The following is a 23,183-nucleotide window of genomic DNA, read 5'->3' on the forward strand; positions in this document are numbered from 1 at the left end:
CTTCGTCGGCACGGGAGGGGACACGGCCTTCCGGACGGGAAGGTCGACGCTAGTGGCGTCTGGTACTCATTGGCGGGTGGTGGGGGCCGAAGTACAAGGAAAACCCGGAACTTCGCCCCTAAAAACACGTAATGCGGCATCATGCGTCCGCACATGAAGGCGCGCAGGTTCGCGGATTCCTAGACGCTCGAAAGCCGGAATGCGCACTGCTTCGAACGCCTATGACCCTAACGGCGACGGGTCGTCCAGCGCACGCACCAGGAACGTGAGGGATACAGCGTCGCGGTTCATTTCTTGGCGGCGCGCGAGCCCTTCGCCGCGGCGGACTGCGCGCGGCCCGGGAACCCGGTCTGCGCGGTCCGCCCGCCGGGGTTCTTCGCGCCTGCGGACTGAACCCGGGAGGCCGCCTGCGGGGTCATGGACGTCCGGCGTCCGCCGGTGCCGCTGCTCTTGCCGCTGTTCTTCCCCATGCCGATCGCCTCCTCTTCCAGCATGGGCAACATCGGCCACGGCCGCCGGTTCCGGCCGCCGGCGCCCTGCGTCCGTTGCGTGACCCGGACGGGCCGGAGCTGGACGAGGATGACGACGGGGCGAGCTGAAGCGGCGCCGGTTTCATGGTGTGCTCCGGCGGACGTCGGGGTGGTGTGGAGCCAGGGGGCGGCTGTGGCTCTGTTCTGGCGGTGTCAGCCGGTGCGTCGGACGGCGATGACGTTGTCGGTTACGGTCGCGGTCTGTCCTTCGGGTCCGGTGGCGGTGCGCTGGGGTGCGTCGCCTCGTTCGACGGCCCAGGTGTCGTCGAGCTGGAGCGAGGCGATGACGTCGTCGGGGGTGGGGTAGTGGATGTCCTGGCCGGCCTGCCAGGACCAGGGGGCGGTGGAGGCGTGTTCGATCACGATCAGCCGCCCGCCGGGTGCTACGGCCTGGGCGGCTCGCCGCAGGACGCTCTCGCGGGCGATGGTGACGGGGGTGTGGAAGTAGGTGGCGGTGACCAGGTCCCAGGCGCCGTCGGGGAAGGTTTCGGAGAGGTCGTGCTGCTGGGGGTGGACCCGGTCGGTGAGGCCCGTGGCCGCGGCGCCTGCCGCGACGCGGTCGAGGGCGGTCTGAGAGACGTCGACGGGTGTGACGTCCCAGCCCTGGGCGGCGAGCCAGAGTGCGTCGCCGCCGTGGCCGCAGCCCAGGTCCAGGGCTGTGCCCGGGGTGGGGTTCAGGGCGGCGAGCAGGGCGGTGAGGACGGCGTTGGGCTTGGTGCCCCACTGCGCGTCCATGCCGGCGTAGTGCTTCTCCCAGAACGCGGCGGAGTCGTTTGCGCTGTTCATGTGCGGGGCCTTTCGGTGCGGGTGGTCAGGAGGTGGCGGCGCTGGTGCGGCGGCTGGTGATGATCAGGCCGGTGGCCGCGAGGGCGAGGGCGAACAGGGCGGCGCTGGCGAGGAAGGCGACCCGGTAACCGTGCACGTATCCCTCCAGCCGGACCGCCTGCGACACGGCGCCGGTGCGGTCGGCGAGAAACCCGGCGAGGGCGGAGACGTACAGGGTGTTGAGGAGGGCGGGGCCGACTGCGCCGCCGACCTGCTGCGTGGTGCTGATCATCGCGCTGGCGACACCGGTGTCGGACGGGGAGATGCCGGCAAGGGCGGTGTTGGGCAGGGCGACGAAGAACGCGCCCAGACCCAGACCGGTCAGGATCATGGCGGGCAGCACGACGGCCAGGTAGCCCTCGGTGGGCTTCAGCAGCGTCAGCACCAGGGTGCCGGCCAGCGTGACGGCCGTGCCCGCCGTCATCAGCGTCTTCGGGCCGAGCCGGGTCACCAGCGGGGCGCCGAAGGTGGCCGCGGCGATGATGCCGGCGCTGAAGGGCAGGAACGCCAGTCCCGCACGCAGCGGCTGGTAGCCGAGGTTGACTTGGAGGTAGTAGGTCAGGAACAGCAACAGGCCGAACATGCCCGCCCCGATCAGCAGGGAGGCGAGGAACGCGCCGCCGCGGTCCCGATCCCAGATGACGCGCAGGGGCAGCAGCGGGTGGGCGGTGCGCTGCTCGACCAGGACGAACGAGGCCAGTAGCGCCAGGCCGGCGGCGAGCAGGAGCCAGGTCGCCGGGGTGTTCCAGCCCGCTTCCGCGGCGTGGGTGAAGCCCCAGACGACGGCGACCAGGCCGGTGGTGACCAGCAGGGCGCCAGGGATGTCGTAGCGGCGGGTGCCCTCGGCGCGGCTCTCCTTGAGTACCGGGAGTGCGGCCAGGGCCATGGCGAGGGCGATGGGGGTGTTGACGAACAAGCACCAGCGCCAGCTGGTGTACTCGGTCAGCAGGCCGCCTGCGATCAGTCCGACCGCGCCGCCCGCACCTTGCAGGGCGCCGTAGACGCCGAACGCCTTGGCCCGCTCGCGTAGGTCGGTGAAGGTGACCGCGATCAGGGACAGTGCGGCCGGGGCCAGCAGTGCGGCGAACACGCCTTGCAGGGCGCGTCCGGCGAACAGGGTCATCCCGTTCGGGGCGATGCCCGCGAGCATGGAGGCGGCGGCGAAGCCGATTAGGCCGATCAGGAAGACGCGCTTGCGGCCGACGAAGTCGACGACGCGCCCCCCGAGCAGCAGCAGACCGCCGAAGGTGAGGGCGTAGGCGGTCACCGCCCACTGCCGGTTCGCGTCGCTGATGTCCAGGTCGGCCTGGGCGTGCGGGAGAGCGATGTTGATGACGGAGGCGTCCAGCACCACCATCAGCGTCGCCACCGAGATCACCGTCAGCGCCCACCAGCGCCGTGGGTCCAAAGCGTCCTCGCGGCGGTCCACCGCGTCGGTTTCCGTCGTCATCGCAGGGGCCAGTCCTCAGCAGATCAAGGGAAAAGGGCAGGTCATTCGCGGGCCACCGGGCAATCGGGCGGGCCGCTGGTACGACACTGCGATGGCCACTGCTGGAGTTGCAAAGCCTCATGCTGTTTCAGCATGCTGGTGGGTATGAGCGCCGCACGGCACATCGGGAAGAAGGACGGTCTGACCGCGGTCGGGCCGCGGCTGCGGGACCTGCGCCGCAGGCACGGTCTGACGCTGGCCGCTCTGGCCGAGCAGACTGGGATCAACGAGAGCACCCTCTCCCGCCTTGAAGGCGGGAGCCGCAAACCGACTCTGGAGATGCTGCTGCCGCTCGCCGAGGTCTACGCCGTACCCCTGGACGAGCTCGTCGGCGCACCGCGCACCGGGGACCCGCGCATCCACCTCAAACCGGTCGTCCGCGACGGCATGACCTTCGTGCCGCTGAGCCGGCCCGGCGGTGTCCAGGCTCACAAGCTACTCATTCCGCCCCGGCCCGGCACCGAGCCGCAGCTGAGTACCCACGAGGGCTTCGAATGGGTCTACGTCCTGGCCGGCCGGCTGCGCCTGCTCCTCGGTGAGGAGAGGGTGATCCTCAAGCCCGGTGAGGCCGCCGAGTTCAACACCCACGTGCCGCACTGGCTCGGCCCCGACGACGACCGCACCGTAGAACTGCTGATCCTGTTCGGCACCCAGGGAGAGCGGGCCCACCTCAAGGCCCGCACCACCTGAATCACGCCCCCGGCGAAGACGCCAGCACCTCTCAGTGACCGTCCACGAGACCCTCCAGGCCATGCACGCGCGGGCTCAGCACCCGCCGCGACATCTCGGCCTCCGAGCGCCGACCCGGCCCTCGACCACACCCGCGCCCAGAGCAGGCAGCTGTTCCCACTGCTCCCGGGCCAGCCCCGCGCCCTCGTGCAGGAACAGGGTGACTTCCTTCCACCGACCAGGCAACTCCTCTGCTGCACCTGGTGATCGACGGCCTGCGCTGCTGCCCGGGCCGGAAGCGATCCGGAATCTTGCCGAAACAGCATGGTTTCTGGGCACCGGACAGGTGCCGGGTGAGGCTGTTGGTATGACTGAGATCGCGAACAGCCCAGGTGGTGTCGATACCGAGGTCGTCGGCGACGCCGATGTCGATGTCGTGGTGGTGGGCGGTGGAGTCGCCGGTCTGTCGGGCGCGGTGACGCTCGCCCGGTCCCGGCGTTCGGTGGTGGTGATCGACTCCGGTGAACCCCGCAACGCCCCGGCGTCCGGTGTGCACGGCCTGCTGTCGAGGGACGGCATCAACCCGAGCGAACTGCTGCGCGTGGGGCGGGAGGAGGTCATTTCGTACGGCGGCCGGATGATCTCCGACCGGGTGGTCACGACAGGCCGGGACGGCGACGGATTCGTGGTGGACACGGCTGGCGGACACCGGTTCCGGGCACGGCGGCTGCTGATGTGCACCGGGCTCGTCGACCGGCTGCCCGACATCGCCGGGCTGCGCGAGCGGTGGGGGCGGGACGTGCTGCACTGCCCGTACTGCCACGGCTGGGAGGTACGGGATCAGCCGGTCGGGGTGCTCGCCACCGGCCCGGCGGCCGTCCATCAGGCGCTGCTGTTTCGCCAGCTGTCCGACCAGGTCACCCTGTTCCGGCACAGCATCGGTGAATTCGGCGTCGAGGACGGGGAGAGGCTGGCGGCCCGAGGGGTCGCGGTGGTGGAGGGGGACGTCACGGACCTGGTAATCGAGGACGACCGCCTGACCGGTGTCCGACTGGCATCGGGAGATCGGGTTCCGCTCGCCGCGCTGGTCGTGGCTCCCCGGTTCGAGGCCCGGGACGACGTCCTCGCCGAGCTCGGTCTGACGGCCGTGGAGCATCCGTGGGCCATCGGCGATCAGGTGGGCGCGGATGGTACCGGACTGACTGCGGCTGGCGGAGTGTGGGTCGCGGGGAACGTGGCCGACGTCCTGGACGGAGTCCCGGCCGCCGCCGCCGCCGGCGTACGAGCAGCCGCGGCCATCAACGCCGACCTGGTGGCCGCCGACACCGACGCCGCACTCGCCCGCCGCCGGACCCGTGACGTCGCGGGCGTCTTCGCACCCGAGGCGGAGGCGGCCCTGTGCGAGCAGGTCATGGGCAAACGCCGCCACGGCCTGGACGGCCTGTTGTCTCTCGGGCCGTCACAGCAGGGCTGAGGCACCCATGCCCGCCCACCGGCCGTCAGGTGGTTCGGGCCCGCAGATGGGCGCGCTCGCCCTGTCTGCCGAACAGCACCAGCAATTCGACCGGCCGGGCATCGGCCGGCCCCGCCGGACAGACCACCACCGTCACCGACACGGTCATCGCCATCCGCCGCCTCGCCACGTGACCACCCGACCCGACCGACCGGCCACCGCCGACAGACACAACCACCCCAAGGAGAAACCCCAAATGCCCGACCTGTTCAGCCCCGTAACCGTCGGCAAGTGGACACTGCCCAACCGGATCGCCATGGCCCCCATGACCCGCAGCCGCGCCGACGCCTCCGGCGTGCCCGGCGAGGCCACCGCCGCCTACTACCGGCAGCGGGCCACTGCCGGCCTGATCATCACCGAAGGCGTCCAGCCCAGCGCAACCGGACAGGGCTACTCCAACACCCCTGGCCTCCACACACGCCGTCAGATCGGCGGATGGCGCGCCGTCGCCGATGGCGTGCACGAGGAAGGCGGCCACATCGTCGCCCAGATCATGCACGCGGGACGGATCGCGCACCCGGACAACAAGAACGGCCATGAAACCGTAGCCCCCAGCGCCCTCGCCGCGCCCGGCGAGATGTTCACCCCGAGCGGGCCCAGGCCACACCCGGTACCGCGGGCCCTGACCACGGCGGAGATCCCCTCCGTCATCGAGGAGTACGTGGACAGCGCACGCGCCGCCGTCGAAGCCGGCCTCGACGGCATCGAACTGCACGGTGCCAACGGCTACCTGATCCATCAGTTCCTCGCACCGTCCACCAACCACCGCACCGACACCTACGGCGGATCCACGACAGGCCGGGCACGCTTCGCGATCGACCTGGCGACGGCCGTGGCCGAGGCGGTCGGCAGCGAACGCGTGGGCCTGCGCATCTCGCCGGGCATCAACCTGCACGGAGCGATCGAGGACGACCAGGCCGAAACCGCCGCGACCTACCGCACTCTCATCGACGCGATCGCCCCGCTGGGGCTCGCCTATCTGCACACCATCGGTGACCCCGCCACACCCCTGCTCACCGACCTCCGGACCCGCTTCGACGGCACGCTCATCGTCAACGATGGCTGGTACCCGATGACCGACGCCACCGCCGCCCGCCGGCACATCGACAGCGGCCGGGCAGACCTCGTCTCCGTCGGCAGGGCCTTCATCGCCAACCCTGACCTCGTCCGGCGCTGGCAGAACCACGCCCCCGTCACCGAACCCGATCCCACCACGTTCTACGGCGGCGACACCCGCGGCTACACCGACTACACCACGCTCGCCGACTGATAGCGATACCGCGCAAGCAAAAGAAGGCCCACGCAACACCTCGGCCACGCTGAAGCCGCACCAGGACCCAGGCAGGGGCGAGGGCCCCTCGACCGCCATCTGGTGGGCCGTCGGCACCTTGGTTGTGTGCACGACCATCTCAGTGATCTTCATCAGCACCGGCAAGCCGGGGACCGCCGCCCTGTCGTCAAACGGTGGCACCCTCAAGTGATCAACGCACCACCCACGGATGATCATGTGATCGTGGAGGTACAGGTGCGTGACTACGGGTTTTCGCCGGCTCAGCAGGATGAGATCTGGAGGCGCTGGCGCGAGGGGCAATCGTTCAGCTTGATCGGGCGGGCGCTCGGGGCACCGATGCAGAGCGCCCGTCGGTTCCTGCAACAGAGCGGCGGCGTCCGCCTTACCCCTCAGCAGCGATCGGAGCGGCATCTGAGCGGCAGCGAGCGCGAAGAGATATCCCGCGGCGTCGCCGCAGGGGACCGCGAAGGCGCCTGCGCGCTGCGTGGCCTCATGTCAATGTTCCGCGATCCCATGATCACGTGGCGCGATCGACATCCTTTCCCCCATCCTGACTACCCGGCTCCTCGATGACCGCGTCGGCACCGCGCCGAGGAGCTCTTCCGGATAGCACATTGGGAAAGGGACGCCGCATACAGGGCGGTGCGGCGCCGCAACGTCGCCCGCCACCTCACCGCCCGCCTCAACCGCGAGGGCCGCGGCACCCGCGTGGAGATCCACCCCCTCAACCAGTCCGGCGTGGCGCGCCCGCTCCAGCGGGTGGTGGAACACCGGTCGATGAATGTGCGCCGCTGGGACAAGATCGTCGGGTCCTGGGCGGCCGGCGACCACCAAGGCCTGGACGACGCCTGGACCGCCGGTGTCCTTCCCGTCCTCGGCTCCCAGTGGGGCCAGTACGAGTACGTCACCAACATCGGCTTCGCCGCGTAGAAGCCGATGCCCGGCAGACGATGGTCTCCAGCGCCTGCCGCCGTGGAGTAGGGTGGTGTGTACCGACGCGGGGTGGAGCAGCTCGGTAGCTCGCTGGGCTCATAACCCAGAGGTCGCAGGTTCAAATCCTGTCCCCGCTACTGCAGGGTGGAGGGTCCGGAACCGTACGGTTCCGGACCCTCCACCCATATGAGGCCTGCATGTCGGTGGCTGCCATACCCAACTGCCAGGTCAGGCACGAGCGCTGGCCCACCAAACCAGTCCGGGACACGATCCGGTTGTGCCCCGATACCAGCATCAGGCGGCACTGGCCCACCGGACGGGACGGAGCGGGTATCCCCATACGGTGACGCCCCAGCCACACCAGCAACGCCTGACGCCCTTCAGCCACGTCCCCCCACTCGACAATCAACTGCTCCACACCCATAAGCCATCGAGCCCGGCCCGCCGCATCCCGCCGCCCCCCGTGCATTCGCACTACGTGCTGTACATCAACGGCAACAGCTGCCGCAGCCTGTGGCCCCACCTCGCCTGGAAGCACAGCGAGCTACCGGACAGCACGGCCGCATCCCGTTCGCCAACACCATGGCCATCTACGCCAGCAGCCGCGTAGTCGAAGCCGCCAAGCTCGACATCGCACTCAACAACCTCCCCGTCCGCATCGCGGCCACCCACCCTGGACTGCCAGCCGGACACCTCGGCCCCACGCACCACTGCTTGGAAAACCTCGCACGGGCCTCGGCCGGTCTGGTCGACAGCACGATCCGCAACGACACCAACCACCTGGAGCTGATCCGGGACTGGTTCGGCCGTCCGCTGTGGGAGATGGAGCCGTCCGACGCCGACGTCTACTTCGGCAAGGTGCTTCGCGACGCGAAGCCGTCGACCCGCACCGGCCGGGCGGGCGCGCTGGCGGTGTTCTTCCAGTTCCTGGAGCTGCGGCACAAGGTCGAGCTGCACAACCTCACCGGCCGTGTGGTCAAGTGCCCGCTGGATGAGATGAACCGGCCGCGGGCCTCGGTGGAACCGCAGCTGCGGATCCCGCCCAGCGAAGCGGAGATCGAGGCGCTGTTCGCCGGATGGCGCGAGGAGCTGGTGACCTGCCGCAAGTTCGGTCCCGCCGCCCGCAACTACGCGGTGGCCCGGCTGGCGGCGGACGTGGGGCTGCGGGTCAACGAGGCACGGATGCTCGACCTGGACGACGTCCGGTGGGAGCTGGGCCGGTTCGGCAAGCTCAACGTCCGGGACGGCAAGGGATCCCGGAGGCGTGGGCCGAAGCCGCGGCTGGTGCCGCTGATCAACGGCGCCGACCGCAACCTGCGGTGGTTCATCGAGGACGTGTGGGGCCACTTCGACGCCGACCACACCAGGCCGGGTGCCCCGCTGTTCCCCTCCGAGCGCAGGAACCGGGACGGCTCCTGCTCGCGGGCGACCGCCGACGTCTTCCGCCGGTCGCTGGCCGATGCCGCCGCCCAGCACCTGCCCACCTGGGCCGGGAAGCTCACCCTGCACGTGCTGCGCCACTTCTGCGCCTCCCAGCTCTATCTCACCGGCATGACCTTGTTCGCGATCCAGGAGCTACTCGGACATACCTGGACCGGCACCACGGCCCGGTATATCCACGTCCACGGCACCCATGTCGAAGACGCCTGGGTCGCCGGACAGCAGTGCGCCACTGACCGATGGAAAGGACTGGCCCAGTGAAGTGGAACCTTCGCCTGGCGGCCGCCAACCGCGGCATCTGGAAGGCCAGCGAACTCCAGCGGATGCTCGCTGCACGCGGCGTGGTGATCAGCGCGGGGAAGATGTCGGGCCTGTGGTCCGGCCAGCCGAACACCGTCAAGCTCGACGAGCTGGACGTCATCTGCGCCGTGCTCGGATGCGGCGTCGAGGAACTGCTGCTGGCCGAGCCGGAGCGGGTGCCGGAGCCGATGCCGGCGACCGACTCACAGGCCACTGCGGTGGGCCAGCCGCGCGCCGTCGCCCCGCGTCCTCGCACCGGCAGGTCTCTGCCACCGCGATGACCTGCGTGCACTGTGGCAAGCCGCTGCCCGAAGGGTCTCGGCGAGACCGGGCGTACTGTGACAACAAGTGCCGGGTCCTGGACTCCTACTACCGGCGCAAGGCGGGCGTCCCACCCCCGCCGCGCTGGCAGCATCCCGCCTTGACCTCGGACAACCCCGCGCTGCGGTCGGCCGCGACCCTCGCCAAGCAGCTCGGCGAGACCAACGGATGGTCGCCGCCACTCGTGCGGTGCGCGATGGACGGCCTGACGGCGGTGCTGGAGGGCCGCCCGCCTGGCAAGCCCGTGAAGCTCACCGAAGTCCGTGCGCGAATACCGCGACACGCTTCCAGCCATCGGGTCGCCGAGGTCCTCACAGACCTGGAACTCCTGGAAGATGACAGCGCCTTGGCGATCCGCTCCTGGATCGACGACCGCACCGCCGAACTGCCCGCCGGCTTCGCCAGCGACGTCCGCGCCTGGCTGCTGGTCCTCCTCAACGGCGACAGCCGCGCCAAGCCACGGTCCCGCACCTGCCTCTACGTCTACTTCGGCTGCGTTCGCCCCCTGCTGGAGAACTGGGCGACGACCCGTGGGCACCTGCGCGAGATCACCGTCGCCGACGTCACGGCCGCGCTGTCACCCCTGCGCGGATGGCAGCGTCGCAACGCCATCGCCTCACTTCGCTCACTGTTCCGCTTCGCCAAGAAGCGCGGCCTGATCTTCGCCAACCCCACCACCCGGCTCAAGACCGAAGACATCCCGCGCAACCTCCTGCCGATGACCGACGCCGAGGTGCTCGCCGTCCAGCAGATCGCCGTCACCCCGGCGCAACGACTGATCGTCGCCCTGGCCGCCGTCCACGCCGCCCGCGCCACAGTCATCCGCCACCTCACCCTGGACGACCTCGACCTTCCCAACCGCCGGATCACCATCGCCGGACACACCCAACGACTCGGCGAACTGCCCCACCAGACCCTGCTTACGGGCGGATCGCCAAGACCCTGCACCTGCTCGCCGTCGTGGACCCCATGGACGACACCTACCGCCGCCAGATGCATAAGCAGCTCACCGTCCAGGAATCTCGCCACAAGCTCGCCCGCGACATCTGCCACGGCAAGAAGGGCACCATCCACCAGGCATACAGAGACGGGATGGAGGACCAACTCGGTGCGCTCGGTCTCGTGCTGAACGCCGTGGTCCTGTGGACGATTCGCTATATCGACGCCGCTGTCGCCCAGCTCCGCGCCGAAGGCCACGAGATCAAGGGCGAGGACGTGACCCGGCTGTCCCCGCTCAAGCACAAGAACCTCAACGTTCTGGGCCGCTACAGCTTCACCGCCTCCCAGCCGGTGAAGGGGCTGCGGCCTCTGCGCGACCCGGACGCCGTCGACCTCGACGATGACGACGACGGCCAGGAGGGGTGAGCGCCGCATCCGCCGTCCGGGGCGGGTCGTTGTGTGCCCGGGAAGCCCGCCGCCGACCGGCGGGGACAGGACACAGAGATCGCGGCAGTTCCGGCAGCCGGTATCAGATGAGGCTCGGTCGCTCCGTGCCTACATGAAACCGCCTCTGAGAACACGATCGAGTGCTGCCCGGCCTGCGGGTCCCCAGGCCGGCTTGCCGCCTGGAAGGCCCCGGTCGCCGTTCTGGCCCATGAGCATGAGGAACAGGCTCTTCAGAGCGGCCAGCCCGCGGGCGCGCCGGATCGTCGCCTCGTCTGCCTGCGCGTATGCGTCAAAGAAGGGCGAGGCGGCGTCGGCGGGAAGGACGACCCATGCGGCCGCGAGGTCCCATGCCGGATCGCCGGCGAACAGGGCACCGAAGTCGACGATGCCCGAGAGGGTCCCGTCCGAGACGACGACGTTCGCGGGATGAAGGTCGCCGTGCACCCAGAGCGGCGGGCCCTCCCACTCGGGCGCCGCGACGGCGTCGTCCCAGACGGCCCGGACATCGTCGGCGAGGTCGTCGGGGACGACGGCGTGGAAGAAGTGGTCGAAGCCGTCCGTGCACTTCTTGGGGTGGGCGCCGAAGTCCGAGCTGGTCGGCGCGTCGGCGGGTGCCTCCACGTGGAGCGCCGTGAGGAAGTCCGCCAGTGTGTCGGCCGCGTGGGCGCCGCGGCTGATCGAGTCGTGGTCCAGCGGCTCGCCGGGAACCCACGTCATGATGGTCCAGTGCTTGGGGAAGCGCTCGGACGGTTCGCCGAACCGCACCGGGGTCGGCACCGGGAGCGGCAGGCGCGGGGCGAGCACGGGCAGCCACCGCCGCTCCTTGAGCTGGAGTTCCGGGGTGGGGTCCATGCGCTGCATGCGCACGGCCAACTCGTCCCCGAGGCGCCACATTTGGTTGCCCCATCCACCTGCTACTTCGCGGATGGCCAGTCCTGCGAGGTCCGGATGCTGTTCCTGCAACAGGTCATGGACCAGGTCTGCGGTGATCTCGATCTCGGAGTCGGTCATGCGAAGCCACACTACTGGGGCAAGTTTCTGGCTTCGCTCGTGATCCGCGACTGGCTAGCTGCCTGAGCCGGTGGCCGACGGCGGTACCTCGACGACGAAGAACAGGAAGTTGGGGTTGGTCGACAGGTCCTGGAAGCCGTCCGGGAACAGTTCGCGGGCGGCCGGTTCGGGCTGCGGCTCACTGATGACGCAAAGACGGAAGCCGGCGATGGCGAAGGCATCGGTCATCGCGTGCAACGGCCTGCGCCACAACTCCATTGGGACGGAACGCCCGTTGAGAGTCCAGTCGAAGGTATAGCGGGTGGTGGCGTGGTAGTCGGGTCGGGGATCCCGGTGCGCGTAGGCCGTGAAAGGGTGGCTCACCGACGCGATCAGCCGGCCGCCGGGCCGGAGTACCCGCCGCAACTCGGCCAGCGTCGGCCCCCAGTCTTCCAGGTAGTGCAGCACTAGCGACGCGGCCACGTCGTCGAACGTCCCGTCGCCGAACGGCAGAGGGTCGCGCAGGTCGACCACGTGGAGGGCTGCATCCTCGCCGAGCCGTCGCCTCGCCAGCTCCAGCATCCCGGCACTGGCGTCGATGCCGGTGACGACGGCACCGCGGTCGCGCAGTGCAGAGGACAAAGCACCTGAGCCGCAGCCGGCGTCCAGGATCCGACGGCCAGTCACGTCTCCGGCCAGGGCCAACATCGCGGGCCGCTCGTAGTACGCGTTTACGAGGCTGTTCTCGTTCTCCGCTGAGTACATTGCGGCGAAGCTGTCGTAGTCGTTCGCCGGGTCCCGGTCTGCGGACTGCATCATCGCAGCCTAGTAGTCACATGATCCGCCGGACAGGCCCCCCACGTCCCAACAGCCACTCAACCTTCGCTGCGAGAGATCACCCCGTCACCCCCGTCACGGAGTAACGCGGTCTTCAAGAAACGATGGCACCCGGCGTGCACAACATCTGCTGGCTCCAGGGCAATTCCACAGTGCTGCGGACTCTCGGCCTCCCGCCGCTGGACCTGGTCGTCATGGCCAAGTCCTTCCACCCTGTTTAGTGAACTAACACCCAGGAAGCTCCGGCGGTGACGTTTGCACTGGTCACCGGCTCGTAGGGTGCCGGGAGCTGTAACACCGGCGGAGGGCGTGGTGGCTATGCGTGGCGGCGGGTGCGGTAGGCGGCCGGTGAGAGCTCCGGGCTGCTGCTGGGCCGGGACTGGGGCGCGGGCGGCCGCCACACGGGGTGGGTGCGGTGGCCGTGGGTGGGATCGGATCGTGGTTCGAGTCAGTCAGCAGAGCGGCGGATCAGCCCGGCGTCACCGCACCCTCTGGCACTCCGAACCACTCCTCCAGCGCCTCCGCCAGCCCGGCCGTCGACGTCGGCGCCCCGGCGTCGGCTGCCCATGCCGTGAAGCCGTCCGGACGGACGAGGACCGCCGCCAGTTCCGGGCGGGACGGGCAGCCGGCCGTCAGGGTGTCGACGCGGCTGGCATACCCCGCAGCGAGGGCCCGGAACTCCGGGTCGTCGGTGAGGTCGAGCAGGAGCGCCCGGCCGCCGTGGAGGTGGTCCGCGAGGCGGCTGCCGTCGGTGAGTTCGAGGTCCGGGGTGCTGCGGCCGGTCAGCGGGTGCTCGCCCGGCAGCTCGTACCGCACCGCGGCGCTGTTGAGCCGCGCGGTGAGGTACGTGGTGCCTGTTACCGTCTCCGCCAGGTCGCTGACGATCTCGCGCAGGGCCCGGGACTGCGGGTCCGGGCGCATGGCCGCGACCCGGGACCGGGTCCAGTCCAGGACCCACGCACCGACCGGGTGCCGCTCGGAGGTGTACGTGTCCAGCAGCCCTTCCGGCGCCCGGCCGCCGATCACCGCGGCGAGCTTCCAGCCGAGGTTCATCGCGTCCCCGATACCCAGGCTCAACCCCTGGCTGCCGAACGCGGAGTGCACGTGCGCCGCGTCGCCCGCCAGCAGCACCCGGCCCTTGCGGTACTCGGTGACCTGGCGGGCGTGGTCGGTGAAGCGGGTCGCGGTCCGCACCTCGGTGATCGTGACGTCCACGCCGGATACGCGGCGCAGCCGCGCTTGGAGGTCCTCGGGGGTGACCGGCGCGTCCCGGTCGGCCGGCGGGCCGTCGAACTCCACGGTGACGACGCGGCCCGGCATCGGCCCGTAGGCGTACACCCCGGTGTCCGTGGCGGTCCAGCCGACCCTCAGGTCCTCGGCGCCGGTCATCTCCACGACCGCCTGGTGACAGGTGATCTCCGGGTCCGTACCGGGAAATTCGAACCCCGCGAGCTTGCGGACCGCGCTGCGGCCGCCGTCGCAGCCCACGAGCCAGCCAGCGCGTATCGCCCCGTGGCTGGTCCGCACGGTGACGGCCCCGTCGTCCGCGTCGAAGCCGGTCAGCTCCACTCCCCGGCGCACGTCGACGCCGAGCTCGTCCGCCCGCCCGCCGAGCAGCCGCTCGATTTCCTGCTGCGTCACGAAAGCGATCTCGGCGGCGGGTCCGGCGTCGCCGAGGCCCGGCTCCGTACGGTCGACCAGGTCGGCGCGCAGCATGATTCCGGCGAAGTGCCCGACGACCCCCAGCCCTTGGCCCGCGGCCCCGCCTCCGTCCCCGCCGTTCCGCTCGCGTATGAATGCCTGGAAGCGGTCCATCGCCTGCCGCTGCATCTCGGCCAGCGCGGGCAGCATGCCCCGGCGGTAGAGCACCTCGGCGCTGGGCGTGGTGATAGCCCCGCCCTTGATCGTCGGGTTCACTTCGGTGAGGCGCTCCAAGACGGCCACCCGCGCGCCTCCGAGCCGGAGCTCGCAGGCCAGCATCAGTCCGACCGGGCCGCCTCCGGCCACCACTACGTCATAGTCCATGGCGCCCACTATCACCGAGGGCCAAAAAGGCCAAAAAAGCGCCGCGGTGTCAAGGAGCCAGCCCCGCAAGAAGGAACGGGAAGCGGGCCATCCGCGCTCCTCCTCAGCTACCTCACCCGCCCCCGCCGGTGACCCGGCCGGTCCTCGATCGGCTCGACCAGGTGGCCGGGCGGTCAGGCGGTCAGCGCTGCAAGCTCCGCGCTGGCGCGCTCAATGACCAGGGCAAGGACGCAGCCGGCGGCGGCCAGGTCCTCGGCGGGTATCCCGCCCCAGATGCGGGCGGTGATGGGGGGCCGGCACAGTTCGCGCTGAGAACGATCAAGCCGTCCGCCGGGGATCGGGTTGGGTGAGCTGGTGCGTTGCCGTGGATGTGCGTTCCGCAGGGGGCGCCCCCGTCGCCGCGCTCTGGCCGCGTCCGCCGTCCGCTCGGGCCGCGTCCGCGCTGCTGTCCCGCCGCCCACCCCATTCTGCTGCCGGCCTCCGTCCCCGCCCGCGACCTTCGGCTGCTGCGTCCCGCCGTCCGGTTCGCGCTCGCCTTCGTGCCCGCGGCCGGGCTGCCCGCCGTCGTGCCCGCCTTCGTCCGTTCACTTCGTCTGGTCGCCGGGCCGCTCGGCCCGCCGCCCGTGCCGTGCCGTGCCGCCGCGCCCCGCGTCGTGCTGCCGCGCCTGCTGGGTCTCCGCCGCGCGGTCGCCGTCGTCCGAGGTTGCGTACGCCCTGGGGCCCGCCCGCGTCCCGCCGCCGTGCTGTCGTCCGCCGCTCGCCCGCCCGCCCGGCCCGCCGCCGAGCCCGCCTGCGGGCACGTCCACCGGCACCGCGGAGAACTCCGAGGCCACGAACTCCGGTTCCGCGGGTACGGGCGGCGCGGATACCGAGGAGCGGGCGCGGCTGAGGGAGATGGCTGAGGTGCTGCGCGGGCAGCTGAAGCGGCCGGGCGGCTACCACCGGGCAAGGGCGGCGGGGATCGCCGAGCGGCTGATGGGCAGCACGCAGGAGCGGGCCCTGGGCGTGTGGGGTGAGGTGCGCGGGAAGGCCTCGGGCACCCTGCGCGGCGCCGGAGCCGACCCGGCCCGTGCCACCGCCCTCTACGGGCCGGTCCTGGCCGCCGGGGAACTGCTGGTGCCGCTGCCCGGCCGTGGAACGCGCGTCCTCGAGCTGGCCGCGCTCGCGGACCGGGGGAGAGGGAGGCGCGGACCGGTCGGCTGGGCGGACCCGCGCGCCACCGGGTTCTTCTTCCGCTCCGCCCGGCCGCAACCTGGCTGGACGCCCCGGATGAGCACGCCGAACACCTGCTGCTGGCCGACGAGGCGGCCGGCGCCCGGCCTCTGCCCCGGTTCTCGGCCGCCGCCCGGCCCACCACCCGGGAGTGGCTGGCTGTCCACGCCTGGCCCGGGCCTGTGCCCTTCCCCCGCCCCGCCGGTGTCCGCTCGCTCTCCCGTACGTCACCGCCCCGGCCCGGAGGCCGGTCGGACAGGCGGGGCGGTCGCGTCGGCTGGTGGCCGGCCGGGGCGGGGACTGGCTGTTCGTGGCCGAGGAACTGCTGAAGGACGCGGTGGACGCCGAGCACACCGGACACCTGGCCTTGCGGGCTGTGCGGGGGCGTACGTACGCAGCCGAGGAGGCTGCCGCGGCCGGCGCGGGCCAGGGCGGCCCGTCCGAGGGTGCCCGCGCCCAGGCGGCTGCCGAGGTGGAGCTGGAGGAGGCGATCGCCTCGGAGACGGCCGCTCGTCTGCCCGGCCACGAGGCCGGGGGCCTGCGGCGGGAGTTGGTGCGCACCGCCCGTGGCGCCGCCGACGGACTGGACAGGGAAGCCGCCCAGTACCGGGAGTGGCGCCGTGCCCACTGGACCCGCAAGACCCGCGTGCACCTCAAACGACCACGGTCGGCCCTCCGGCCCGGTCTCCGGGCCGGAGGCGATCGAGGACGTGACGTTCACCCGGCGCCGGACCTGGGTCCGCGGCACCTGGGTCAACGGACACCTCCCTGCGCGCCCCGGGCGGGCACCGGTCTACACGCTCGACAAGCACCTCACCCGCATCCCTCCCCAGCCGTCCTGACGGTCCACAGCAGCACTGGCGCACCCAGTCGTCGTCCTGTGGGGGCGCTTTCATCGTGCCGCGCACTTCATAACGAGCCATGCGTTTCCTTCTCCGCGCCGTTTGTCAGGGTTCCACGATTGAGGACCTCGCTGACGCGCTGTTGGAGAGTGTCTATGGTGCCGGGGAGCGTCTCAGTATCCAGGCGGTCGGCCTCCGCGCGGAGGGCAGCAGCCTTCTCCAGAAACATGCGCTCGTCGTCGGGCAGCGGCCCTGCGTCGACCGGGGATACGCGGTTCTCCAGCTCGGCGGCGCGAGCGCGGAGCTCGTTCGGGCTGCTCATGGTGTTCTCACTTCTTGTTCTTCATGGCGGTCCGCGGGCTGCTTGACATGACTATTGTGATTCCTCGCTGGTCTGTGGTGTCGGTGTGGGGAGAGCCCGGCCCGGAGACCTTCCGCACCATGATCGACATCCGGATCGCGGACACCCGGTTCGTGCTGGACCAGCTGGCGGTGCTGGCGGCCGGGTGCAATCCCGACGCGGAGGGACGCGCGCTGCCGCAGGACCTCGGGCGTGCGCTGGATCTGCGGCGCGTGGGCATCTACGGCCACTCGGCCGGCGGCACCGCCGCGGCCGAGGCGATGTACGAGGACCGGCGCATCGGCGCGGCGGTCAACCTGGAGGGCTACCTGGACCACCCGCCGGAGCGGCCCGGCCAGGACGGTGAGCTGTTCCCGGTCGCCCGGTACGGGGTGGACCGGCCGCTGCTCCTGCTGGGCACCGACGGCTTCCGCGACGCGCGCTTCGACCGTTCCTGGTCGGCACCATCTCCCCGGCGGTGTCGGTGCCCGCGGTGCGGCGGCACGTCCACGCGTTCTTCGCCCGGCACCTGCCGCGACGCTGACCGGGAAACCGGGGAAGACCGAGCGCCGGGTGAACGAGAGACTCGACCACCAGGCGCTCGGTGCGCCTGCCCCGGGCCGCTGCCCGCGATGCCCGCGACCCGCGGCTTGTCCGCACAGCGCTGGCGGAACGTCACCATGTCCACTTCCATGAGATTTTCGAGCAACTCACCACGAGCGGCGACTATCAGCCCGCCCAGACCGGCCCCGCCGTTGCCCGCCGGACCAAGCTCCTGGCCCCGGCCTGCAGACGTCCCCCGCGTACACAACAGTGGCCCCGGTGTTTTCTCGTACCAGGGGCACTGTCCTTGTGCCCACGCACATGGCAGCCGGCGGGGCATTGCAGGGTGCCCGGTGGGCAGGGTGCGGCTGCGACACCGTGTTACCGAAGTCGTGCCGTCCCCGCCGGGCCGAGGGAAGCCGGACTCCGGGACGGAGTTCACCGCTGAAAATTCCCGGTCGTCCGGTCGTCCTGCCGCGCCCTCCCGGCCCGCGCCGCCACCGCCCCGCCTCCCGTCCCCGCCCCGCGCCCTCTTCGCCGCGCGCGCAGCTCGTCCGGCGTGCCCACGGCCCGCCGGCCCGCGCGTCCGTCGCGTGCCTGCGCCGTCCGGGCCCGCGCCGTCGCTTCCCAGCTCGTCGTGCCGTCGTACGTCCGCCGCCCTCCGTGCTGCCGCTCGCCCTGGTTCCCCTCCATCCTTTCCGTTCGCCGTCTGGCTGTCCGGTTGCCGAGGGCCTGCTGCTCGCCGTCGTCGGCCGCTGTCCGACGTCGTGCGGGCAGCTTTGGCGCTGCGCGGTGCCGCCTCTCGTCCCTCGGCCGTCGCTCCGCCCGCGCTTTCTGCTTGCCGCGTTGCACCCGTCCCGCCGCTCCGTGTCGTGTCCGCCCGCGCCCGCCGTCCGCCCGGCCCTGCGTTCGTGCCGCCGTCGCGCCGCCCGCCTTGTCTGCTGTGCCGCTGCGTGTCCGTCCGCGTGTTCGCTGCCCGGCTGCCGGCTGCTGTCCTGTGCCGTGTCCGCCCCGCCCGTCGCCCGCCGGCCGTCGGTCGTGCACCGGGCTGTCCGCCTGCCGGGCCGCTTGCGGTTCGGTGCGGGTGCTGCCAGGGCTTCGCAGCGCCCGTGCCGTTCGGCAACTCCGGTCGTTTGGTGTGGTGTTGGGGGTCTCGGCAACGCTCCGTGGCCCGGTTCGTCGATGCCATCCGCGCCTCGCAGGCCGTCCCCCGCCCGGCCCTGGCCCGGCTGCGTTATCAGCCCGTCTGCCGTCGGTGTCTGCCGCGTCCCCGGCCACCGGGCCCGGTTGTTCCGGAGCCCGCTGTCCGCCCCGTTCGCCGCGGCCGCCGTGCTCGTCCCGGGGTCTGCCGCGGTCGTTCCGCCCGCCCCGCGCCGTCCCCGCGCACTGGTCCGCTCGTACCACCGCCCGCGCCGGGCCCGTCGTCGCCCGCCGTCGTCCAGGGCGTCCGACACTGTGGCGGCCGGCCGGGGCGAGTTCTGCGGCTGGCAGTGCCTGCGCGCCGTCCGCGGCCTTCGGGGGTCCCAGCAGTTCTCGCGGGGACGGCCGCGGACGCGGGTGCCCGCAGCCGTCCTCCGGCGGATTCACACTCAGGCGCCGTAGTCGTTTTGTTCGGCGAAGCGGTCGGCGAGGGCGGTGAGCAGTTCGGGTGCGTCGTCACGCGGCAGTACCGCCTCGATGAGTACCAGCCGGTCCGGGGTGGCAACGGCCAGGGAGAAGGCGTCCGCCAGTTCCGCGGGTGTGGTCACGCGCCGCGTGACACAGCGGTCTCCTCCGCCGAAGGCCGCCGGAAGCGCGGTGTAGTCCCAGGAGGCGATGTCGTTGTACGCGGCGGTGGCGCCGTGGATGGCGCGTTCGACCGTGTAGCCGTCGTTGTTGATGACGACGACCACCGGGGGCAGGCTGTGCCGGGCCATGGTGCCCAGTTCCTGGGCGGTCAGTTGCAGTGAGCCGTCGCCTATGACGAGCACGGACCGTCGTTCGGGTGCGGCAAGTTGGGTGCCGAGGGTGGCCGGCAGGGTGTAGCCGATCGAGCCCCACATCGGTTGTCCGACGAACCGGGCGTCCCGGGGCAGCGGGAGTTCCTGCGCGCCGAAGAACGCGGTGCCCTGCTCTGCGACGAGCACGCTCGCCTCGGGCAGGAAGTCGCCTACAGCCGCCCACAGCTGGTCCTGGGTGAGCGCTTCGGCCTCCGTGCCGCGGGTCGGCTGTGGCTCGTCGGCCCGGCGCGGGGCACCGGCCGGCTGACCGTACCCGGTGGGCTCGGGCAGGCGCATCTTGTGGATCAGGCCGGTCAGGGCGCGCAAGGCGTCGGCCATCACCACGCCCGTGAATTCCGCCCGGTCCACCGTGGCCCGGCAGGGGCGCAGCTCGATGGTGCGGCCGACGGGGAAATGGTGGGTGAACCCGCCGGTCACGGTGTCGGTGACGGGTGCGCCGGCCAGGATGAGGCAGTCGGCGTCCTCGACGGCTGCGCGGGCGGGCTTCGCGCTGAACTCGCCGGTGTAGACGCCTGCGAACCCCGGCGCGTGCTCGTCCACCACGCCCTTGCCGGTGGAGTACACGGCCGCGCGTACTGGGGCGCTGTCGAGCAGGTCGGCCAGTGGGCCGCGCAGTCCGTGCCGGTCCGCCTCGTGGCCCGCGAGCACGCTCACGGTCCGGGCGCCCTCCAGCAGGTGTGCGGCGGCGTCGAGGAAGGCCCGCAGCAGTTCCGGATCGGTGGGGGCGTCAGCGGCGGGCAGGGGCGCGGTGGGGGCGGGGACGCGGGCCAGGACGACATCGGTGGGGAGGTTGAGGTGGACCGGCCTGCGGTGCCGGCGCAGCGCGCGCAGGACGCGGTCGATCTCGGCCGGCGCGTTGTCCGCGGTGAGGGTGGCGCGGGCCACGGTCACCTCGGCGAACATCCGGCCGAAGTGGTCGTATTCGCCGTCCATGAGGGTGTGGTGCACGGGCGTGCCGGCCGCCGCCACCGCCGTCGCGGGCATCCCGGTGACGGCGACGACCGGTACGGACTCGGCGTAGGAACCGGCGACGGCGTTGACGGCGGACAGTTCGCCGACGCCGAAGGTGGTCACCACCGCGGCGGCGCCGCGGAGCCGGCTGTAGCCGTCGGCCGCGTATCCGGCGTCGAGTTCGTTGCAGGTACCCACCCAGTCCAGCCCGGGGAAGTCGATGACCTGGTCGAGGAAGCCGAGGTTGTAGTCGCCCGGCACACCGAAGACGTGCTCGATGTCCAGTTCGCGCAGGCGGCGGAGGAGGTACTCGCCGACGGTGATGTCCGGCATCACGGTCACCGGCCTTTCTGGCGTTCAGCGTCGCGCCGGAGCACCGGTTGGGCGTCCGGCGGCACGGGAGAAATGGGTCAAGGTTGTTGACCTAGATGGCGAGCGTACGGTGCGTCGAGCTAATATGTCAACATGCTTGACCCTTCTCGCCCGGACGCCTATGACCGCGACTTCACACTCTTCTACTTCGCCTACCGGGCCTTCACCGGCGCCGCCGATGAAGCACTCGCCGAACACGACATGGGCCGGGCCCACCACCGCATCCTCACGTTCCTGGCCTACTCGCCAGGCATGAGCGTCGGGGAACTCTGCGACACCCTGGACCTCACCAAGCAGGCCATCAACGGACCACTGCGCCGGTTGATCGGCGAGGAGCTGGTACGGGTCGCCGCCGGCGCCCGGGACCGCCGACGCAAGGAACTGCATCTGACCAGCAGTGGCGCCGCCCTCGAACGCGCCCTGCACGCCCGGCAGCGCGCACTCTTCCAAGCCGCCCTGGAGGAAGCCGGACCGGCAGCCGCTGACGGATGGCGTGCCGTCCTCGCCTCGCTGGCCGGACCGGACTGGACGGCGTTCACCGCCCCCGCCGCGAACCGCGAACCGGAAGCGGGCCACCGGGCGGCTTCCGGCGAATCCCCTCGCTCGGCTCATCGGACGGACCCTGGAGCGCGACGAGCCGCTCCGTAGTGCGAACTCACCGTCCGGGAGGGGCCGTTGTCCCGACTCTCATCCGCGTCGTCGCCCAGGGTTTGTCACCTGCCCGCCGGAGCGGGCGCGGGCGGCGCTCGGCCCTGCGCCGTCCGCTGCGGAGGTGACCGGGGCCTGCCCGCCGGCGCAGACCGTGCCGATGGCACCGTGGAGCCGCTCGCGTCCTGGATGCGGGTGTGGACTGGTCCCGGTCTGCCCAAGAGCTGCTCGCCGGCTTCGGCCCGCTGCTGGCCGCGGCGCGTCGACTTCAGCCGGCCGACCGCGCGCCGCCGAATGCCCGGTACCGCTCCAGCACACCTCGCGCTGGAGAAGGAGGACCTGCTGGAGCTGACTGCCGCGGCCGGCCCGCTCGAGGCCGCCGCCGCGCTGGCCGGCGCTGAGGATCTGGCGCCGACGGTACGCCACCGTGCTGCACCGCTTCGTTCAGGCAGCCCCGGCCGCCTGGACCGCCGACGCCCCGGGTCCTCGCCGGCCTGGGCGGCGGGCCGGAGCTCGGCGCGTTCTACCTCGCCGCCGCGACCGCCGCGCACCGCCGAGGCGCGCTCCCGGCCGGCCCGGCCGCCGGCCGACCGGCCTCCACCGTCGCCTGTCCGCCGGCCAGGCGCTGTTCGGCCTGCCGGCCGCCTGGACCGCCTGTACGGCCTCGCCGGGCCGCTGGCCCCGTCCCGCCGGCCCGTCGCTTTCGCCCGGGGCCGGCCGGGTGGCGCCGCGCCCGCCTCCGCCTATGCCGCCGCCGGTGGTGGTGGTCGGACGCCGGGAGTGAACAAGCCCCGCACGTGGGCCTGTTGGGCTCGGATCCGGTGGTGCGCGCGCTGAGGGTGCCTGCTGGAGTACGCGGCCGCCCTGGCCCGCGCGGGCGCCGCGATGCCTGGCGAGGTCCTTCACCTGGCCGCCGCGCGCGCCGGTGACGAGGCGGTCGCCACCGCGGTCGGCGTGTACCTGGCCCTGCACCGCCACGCCGGCCAGTTCACCGCGCTCACCCGAGCTGTGCGTCCGCGTCCCGGCCGGCCCTCGCCGGCCGGCGCGTGGCTGCGCTGGGGCGGCCCCGACCTGCTGCTGCTCGCCGCCTCGGCCGCGGCTGGCTCTGGCCGCCGTACGCGAGGAGGTGCCCGGCGCGGACGGGCGCCTGGCCCATGCCTGCTGACCGCCGCCGGTGACGTCCTCGGCGGGCCGGCCGCCGCCTGGGCCGAGTCGGCTGCCGGGCCCGGCAGCGCGGCGGTCGCCTTTCGGCTCCTGGCCACGCTCGCCGTCCGCGCTCCGGGCCGCTCCGGCCCGGCCGGCGCCCTGTTGGGGCTGGTCGCCCGCACCGCCCTGGGTGCGGCGTCCGCATGCGGGCCGCGCTGGAGGCCGGCCTGCCGCCCGGCGCGCTCGCCGGTGCCGGCGCTTTCGCGGACGACGTGTGGCTGCCCTGGCCGCGCCAGCGCCGAGCTCACCCCGCCCCAGGAGGCGGCCGACGACGTCGCCGAACGGGCCGTCGCCCACCCGCGCGAGCCCGACGCCCTGCTCTTGGCCGCGTTCCTGCTCACCCGCCCCACGTCCGAAGCCTGGTACGACGCCGAGGTCCGCGCGCACGCCCGCACCCTGCTCCTGGCCGCCGTAGCCCTGCCCGCCCCCGGCCGCCCGGCCGCCACGGAGCAGCTGCGCCGGCGCTGCGAACGGGTTAAAAAATGGGTTAAAGGATAGGGTAAATGATGTTAAGGTGAGG

At 71.9% G+C, this 23,183-nt stretch carries 18 protein-coding genes, 1 tRNA gene and 4 pseudogenes; 12 read left to right on the forward strand and 11 right to left on the reverse strand.

All coding sequences use genetic code 11. From position 1 onward, the window contains the following. Positions 1-287 precede the first annotated feature (287 nt). The 3 genes from ACLJWH_RS40765 to ACLJWH_RS40775 all read right to left on the reverse strand — a co-directional run bounded on the left by ACLJWH_RS40765 (position 288) and on the right by ACLJWH_RS40775 (position 2,805). A complete protein-coding gene (locus ACLJWH_RS40765) occupies positions 288-494 on the reverse strand; it encodes a hypothetical protein (RefSeq protein WP_411146878.1) in 207 nt (68 codons plus the stop codon). 189 nt (positions 495-683) lie between these two features. Continuing rightward, positions 684-1,316, reverse strand: a complete 633-nt coding sequence (locus tag ACLJWH_RS40770) for a methyltransferase domain-containing protein (protein WP_411146879.1) — start codon at positions 1,314-1,316, stop codon at positions 684-686. A gap of 25 nt (positions 1,317-1,341) precedes the next feature. Beyond that, positions 1,342-2,805 (reverse strand): MFS transporter, encoded by a 1,464-nt coding sequence (locus ACLJWH_RS40775; protein ID WP_411146880.1) that lies wholly within the window; start codon positions 2,803-2,805, stop codon positions 1,342-1,344. A gap of 144 nt (positions 2,806-2,949) precedes the next feature. Between ACLJWH_RS40775 and ACLJWH_RS40780 the strand changes: the two genes are divergently transcribed. Together ACLJWH_RS40780 and ACLJWH_RS40785 are read left to right on the forward strand one after the other, a co-directional pair. Continuing rightward, positions 2,950-3,534 carry a helix-turn-helix domain-containing protein gene (locus ACLJWH_RS40780; protein WP_411146881.1) on the forward strand — a complete coding sequence of 195 codons (585 nt, stop codon included), beginning with the start codon at positions 2,950-2,952 and terminating at the stop codon, positions 3,532-3,534. Positions 3,535-3,880: 346 nt separating this feature from the next. After that, entirely contained in the window at positions 3,881-4,987 is a 1,107-nt protein-coding gene (locus ACLJWH_RS40785; RefSeq protein ID WP_411146882.1) for an NAD(P)/FAD-dependent oxidoreductase, read from the forward strand. 25 nt (positions 4,988-5,012) lie between these two features. On the opposite strand, the pseudogene ACLJWH_RS40790 reads toward ACLJWH_RS40785, so the two are convergent. Continuing rightward, positions 5,013-5,099 (reverse strand): annotated as a pseudogene (locus ACLJWH_RS40790) (XRE family transcriptional regulator); the annotation flags it as partial. Positions 5,100-5,222: 123 nt separating this feature from the next. On the opposite strand from ACLJWH_RS40790, the gene ACLJWH_RS40795 reads away from it, so the two are divergent. From ACLJWH_RS40795 to ACLJWH_RS40825, 7 genes and pseudogenes are all read left to right on the forward strand, one after another. After that, positions 5,223-6,296 carry an alkene reductase gene (locus ACLJWH_RS40795; RefSeq protein ID WP_411146883.1) on the forward strand — a complete coding sequence of 358 codons (1,074 nt, stop codon included), beginning with the start codon at positions 5,223-5,225 and terminating at the stop codon, positions 6,294-6,296. Between the two features lie 207 nt (positions 6,297-6,503). Beyond that, on the forward strand, positions 6,504-6,890 hold the full coding sequence (locus ACLJWH_RS40800) for a hypothetical protein (RefSeq protein WP_411146884.1): 387 nt from the start codon (positions 6,504-6,506) through the stop codon (positions 6,888-6,890). A 45-nt stretch (positions 6,891-6,935) separates the two neighbouring features. Continuing rightward, positions 6,936-7,247, forward strand: a pseudogene (locus ACLJWH_RS40805) (transcriptional regulator); the annotation flags it as partial. Between the two features lie 66 nt (positions 7,248-7,313). Continuing rightward, positions 7,314-7,387: transfer RNA gene (locus tag ACLJWH_RS40810), tRNA-Met, on the forward strand. Between the two features lie 445 nt (positions 7,388-7,832). Beyond that, complete coding sequence (locus ACLJWH_RS40815; protein ID WP_411146885.1) at positions 7,833-8,951, forward strand: tyrosine-type recombinase/integrase; 1,119 nt, start codon at positions 7,833-7,835, stop codon at positions 8,949-8,951. Next, positions 8,948-9,271 carry a helix-turn-helix domain-containing protein gene (locus tag ACLJWH_RS40820; RefSeq protein WP_411146886.1) on the forward strand — a complete coding sequence of 108 codons (324 nt, stop codon included), beginning with the start codon at positions 8,948-8,950 and terminating at the stop codon, positions 9,269-9,271. Before ACLJWH_RS40815 ends, ACLJWH_RS40820 begins: the two co-directional genes overlap by 4 nt. A gap of 931 nt (positions 9,272-10,202) precedes the next feature. Further along, positions 10,203-10,676: pseudogene (locus ACLJWH_RS40825) on the forward strand (Tn3 family transposase); the annotation flags it as partial. A gap of 129 nt (positions 10,677-10,805) precedes the next feature. Here the strand turns inward: ACLJWH_RS40825 and ACLJWH_RS40830 are convergent. From ACLJWH_RS40830 to ACLJWH_RS40850, 5 genes and pseudogenes are all read right to left on the reverse strand, one after another. Then, on the reverse strand, positions 10,806-11,708 hold the full coding sequence (locus tag ACLJWH_RS40830; protein ID WP_411146887.1) for an aminoglycoside phosphotransferase family protein: 903 nt from the start codon (positions 11,706-11,708) through the stop codon (positions 10,806-10,808). A 54-nt stretch (positions 11,709-11,762) separates the two neighbouring features. After that, positions 11,763-12,506 (reverse strand): class I SAM-dependent methyltransferase, encoded by a 744-nt coding sequence (locus ACLJWH_RS40835; protein WP_411146888.1) that lies wholly within the window; start codon positions 12,504-12,506, stop codon positions 11,763-11,765. 486 nt (positions 12,507-12,992) lie between these two features. Continuing rightward, positions 12,993-14,549: an FAD-dependent oxidoreductase gene (locus ACLJWH_RS40840; RefSeq protein WP_411146889.1), complete on the reverse strand. Its 1,557-nt coding sequence runs from the start codon at positions 14,547-14,549 to the stop codon at positions 12,993-12,995. A gap of 173 nt (positions 14,550-14,722) precedes the next feature. Next, a pseudogene (locus tag ACLJWH_RS40845) lies at positions 14,723-14,839 on the reverse strand (MarR family transcriptional regulator); the annotation flags it as partial. Between the two features lie 294 nt (positions 14,840-15,133). After that, positions 15,134-15,382 carry a hypothetical protein gene (locus ACLJWH_RS40850; RefSeq protein ID WP_411146890.1) on the reverse strand — a complete coding sequence of 83 codons (249 nt, stop codon included), beginning with the start codon at positions 15,380-15,382 and terminating at the stop codon, positions 15,134-15,136. Positions 15,383-16,471: 1,089 nt separating this feature from the next. Between ACLJWH_RS40850 and ACLJWH_RS40855 the strand changes: the two genes are divergently transcribed. Beyond that, on the forward strand, positions 16,472-16,603 hold the full coding sequence (locus tag ACLJWH_RS40855) for a hypothetical protein (protein WP_411146891.1): 132 nt from the start codon (positions 16,472-16,474) through the stop codon (positions 16,601-16,603). 67 nt (positions 16,604-16,670) lie between these two features. Here the strand turns inward: ACLJWH_RS40855 and ACLJWH_RS40860 are convergent, their stop codons facing one another. Both ACLJWH_RS40860 and ACLJWH_RS40865 read right to left on the reverse strand, forming a co-directional pair. Further along, complete coding sequence (locus ACLJWH_RS40860; protein ID WP_411146892.1) at positions 16,671-16,925, reverse strand: hypothetical protein; 255 nt, start codon at positions 16,923-16,925, stop codon at positions 16,671-16,673. A 2,150-nt stretch (positions 16,926-19,075) separates the two neighbouring features. Next, complete coding sequence (locus ACLJWH_RS40865) at positions 19,076-20,770, reverse strand: alpha-keto acid decarboxylase family protein (RefSeq protein ID WP_411146900.1); 1,695 nt, start codon at positions 20,768-20,770, stop codon at positions 19,076-19,078. Positions 20,771-20,902: 132 nt separating this feature from the next. Here ACLJWH_RS40865 and ACLJWH_RS40870 point away from each other — a divergent pair, with 132 nt between their 5' ends. Together ACLJWH_RS40870 and ACLJWH_RS40875 are read left to right on the forward strand one after the other, a co-directional pair. Further along, positions 20,903-21,457: a MarR family winged helix-turn-helix transcriptional regulator gene (locus tag ACLJWH_RS40870; RefSeq protein ID WP_411146893.1), complete on the forward strand. Its 555-nt coding sequence runs from the start codon at positions 20,903-20,905 to the stop codon at positions 21,455-21,457. An 885-nt stretch (positions 21,458-22,342) separates the two neighbouring features. Continuing rightward, positions 22,343-23,161, forward strand: a complete 819-nt coding sequence (locus tag ACLJWH_RS40875) for a hypothetical protein (protein ID WP_411146894.1) — start codon at positions 22,343-22,345, stop codon at positions 23,159-23,161. Positions 23,162-23,183: the final 22 nt, after the last annotated feature.

Origin of the sequence: Streptomyces sp. x-80 (genome assembly GCF_046549095.1) — a bacterium.
Taxonomy (GTDB): domain Bacteria; phylum Actinomycetota; class Actinomycetes; order Streptomycetales; family Streptomycetaceae; genus Streptomyces; species Streptomyces celluloflavus.

Bases quoted from the DNA above. Each gene is read 5' to 3' on its own strand.
- ACLJWH_RS40770 (WP_411146879.1), bottom strand. From the start codon at position 1,316: ATGAACAGCGCAAACGACTCCGCCGCGTTCTGGGAGAAGCACTACGCC.
- ACLJWH_RS40865 (WP_411146900.1), bottom strand. From the start codon at position 20,770: ATGCCGGACATCACCGTCGGCGAGTACCTCCTCCGCCGCCTGCGCGAA.
- ACLJWH_RS40875 (WP_411146894.1), top strand. From the start codon at position 22,343: ATGCCTGGCGAGGTCCTTCACCTGGCCGCCGCGCGCGCCGGTGACGAG.
- ACLJWH_RS40840 (WP_411146889.1), bottom strand. From the start codon at position 14,549: ATGGACTATGACGTAGTGGTGGCCGGAGGCGGCCCGGTCGGACTGATG.
- ACLJWH_RS40775 (WP_411146880.1), bottom strand. From the start codon at position 2,805: ATGACGACGGAAACCGACGCGGTGGACCGCCGCGAGGACGCTTTGGAC.
- ACLJWH_RS40780 (WP_411146881.1), top strand. From the start codon at position 2,950: ATGAGCGCCGCACGGCACATCGGGAAGAAGGACGGTCTGACCGCGGTC.
- ACLJWH_RS40765 (WP_411146878.1), bottom strand. From the start codon at position 494: ATGCTGGAAGAGGAGGCGATCGGCATGGGGAAGAACAGCGGCAAGAGC.
- ACLJWH_RS40830 (WP_411146887.1), bottom strand. From the start codon at position 11,708: ATGACCGACTCCGAGATCGAGATCACCGCAGACCTGGTCCATGACCTG.
- ACLJWH_RS40860 (WP_411146892.1), bottom strand. From the start codon at position 16,925: ATGAGCAGCCCGAACGAGCTCCGCGCTCGCGCCGCCGAGCTGGAGAAC.
- ACLJWH_RS40785 (WP_411146882.1), top strand. From the start codon at position 3,881: ATGACTGAGATCGCGAACAGCCCAGGTGGTGTCGATACCGAGGTCGTC.
- ACLJWH_RS40870 (WP_411146893.1), top strand. From the start codon at position 20,903: ATGCTTGACCCTTCTCGCCCGGACGCCTATGACCGCGACTTCACACTC.
- ACLJWH_RS40835 (WP_411146888.1), bottom strand. From the start codon at position 12,506: ATGATGCAGTCCGCAGACCGGGACCCGGCGAACGACTACGACAGCTTC.
- ACLJWH_RS40795 (WP_411146883.1), top strand. From the start codon at position 5,223: ATGCCCGACCTGTTCAGCCCCGTAACCGTCGGCAAGTGGACACTGCCC.
- ACLJWH_RS40815 (WP_411146885.1), top strand. From the start codon at position 7,833: ATGGCCATCTACGCCAGCAGCCGCGTAGTCGAAGCCGCCAAGCTCGAC.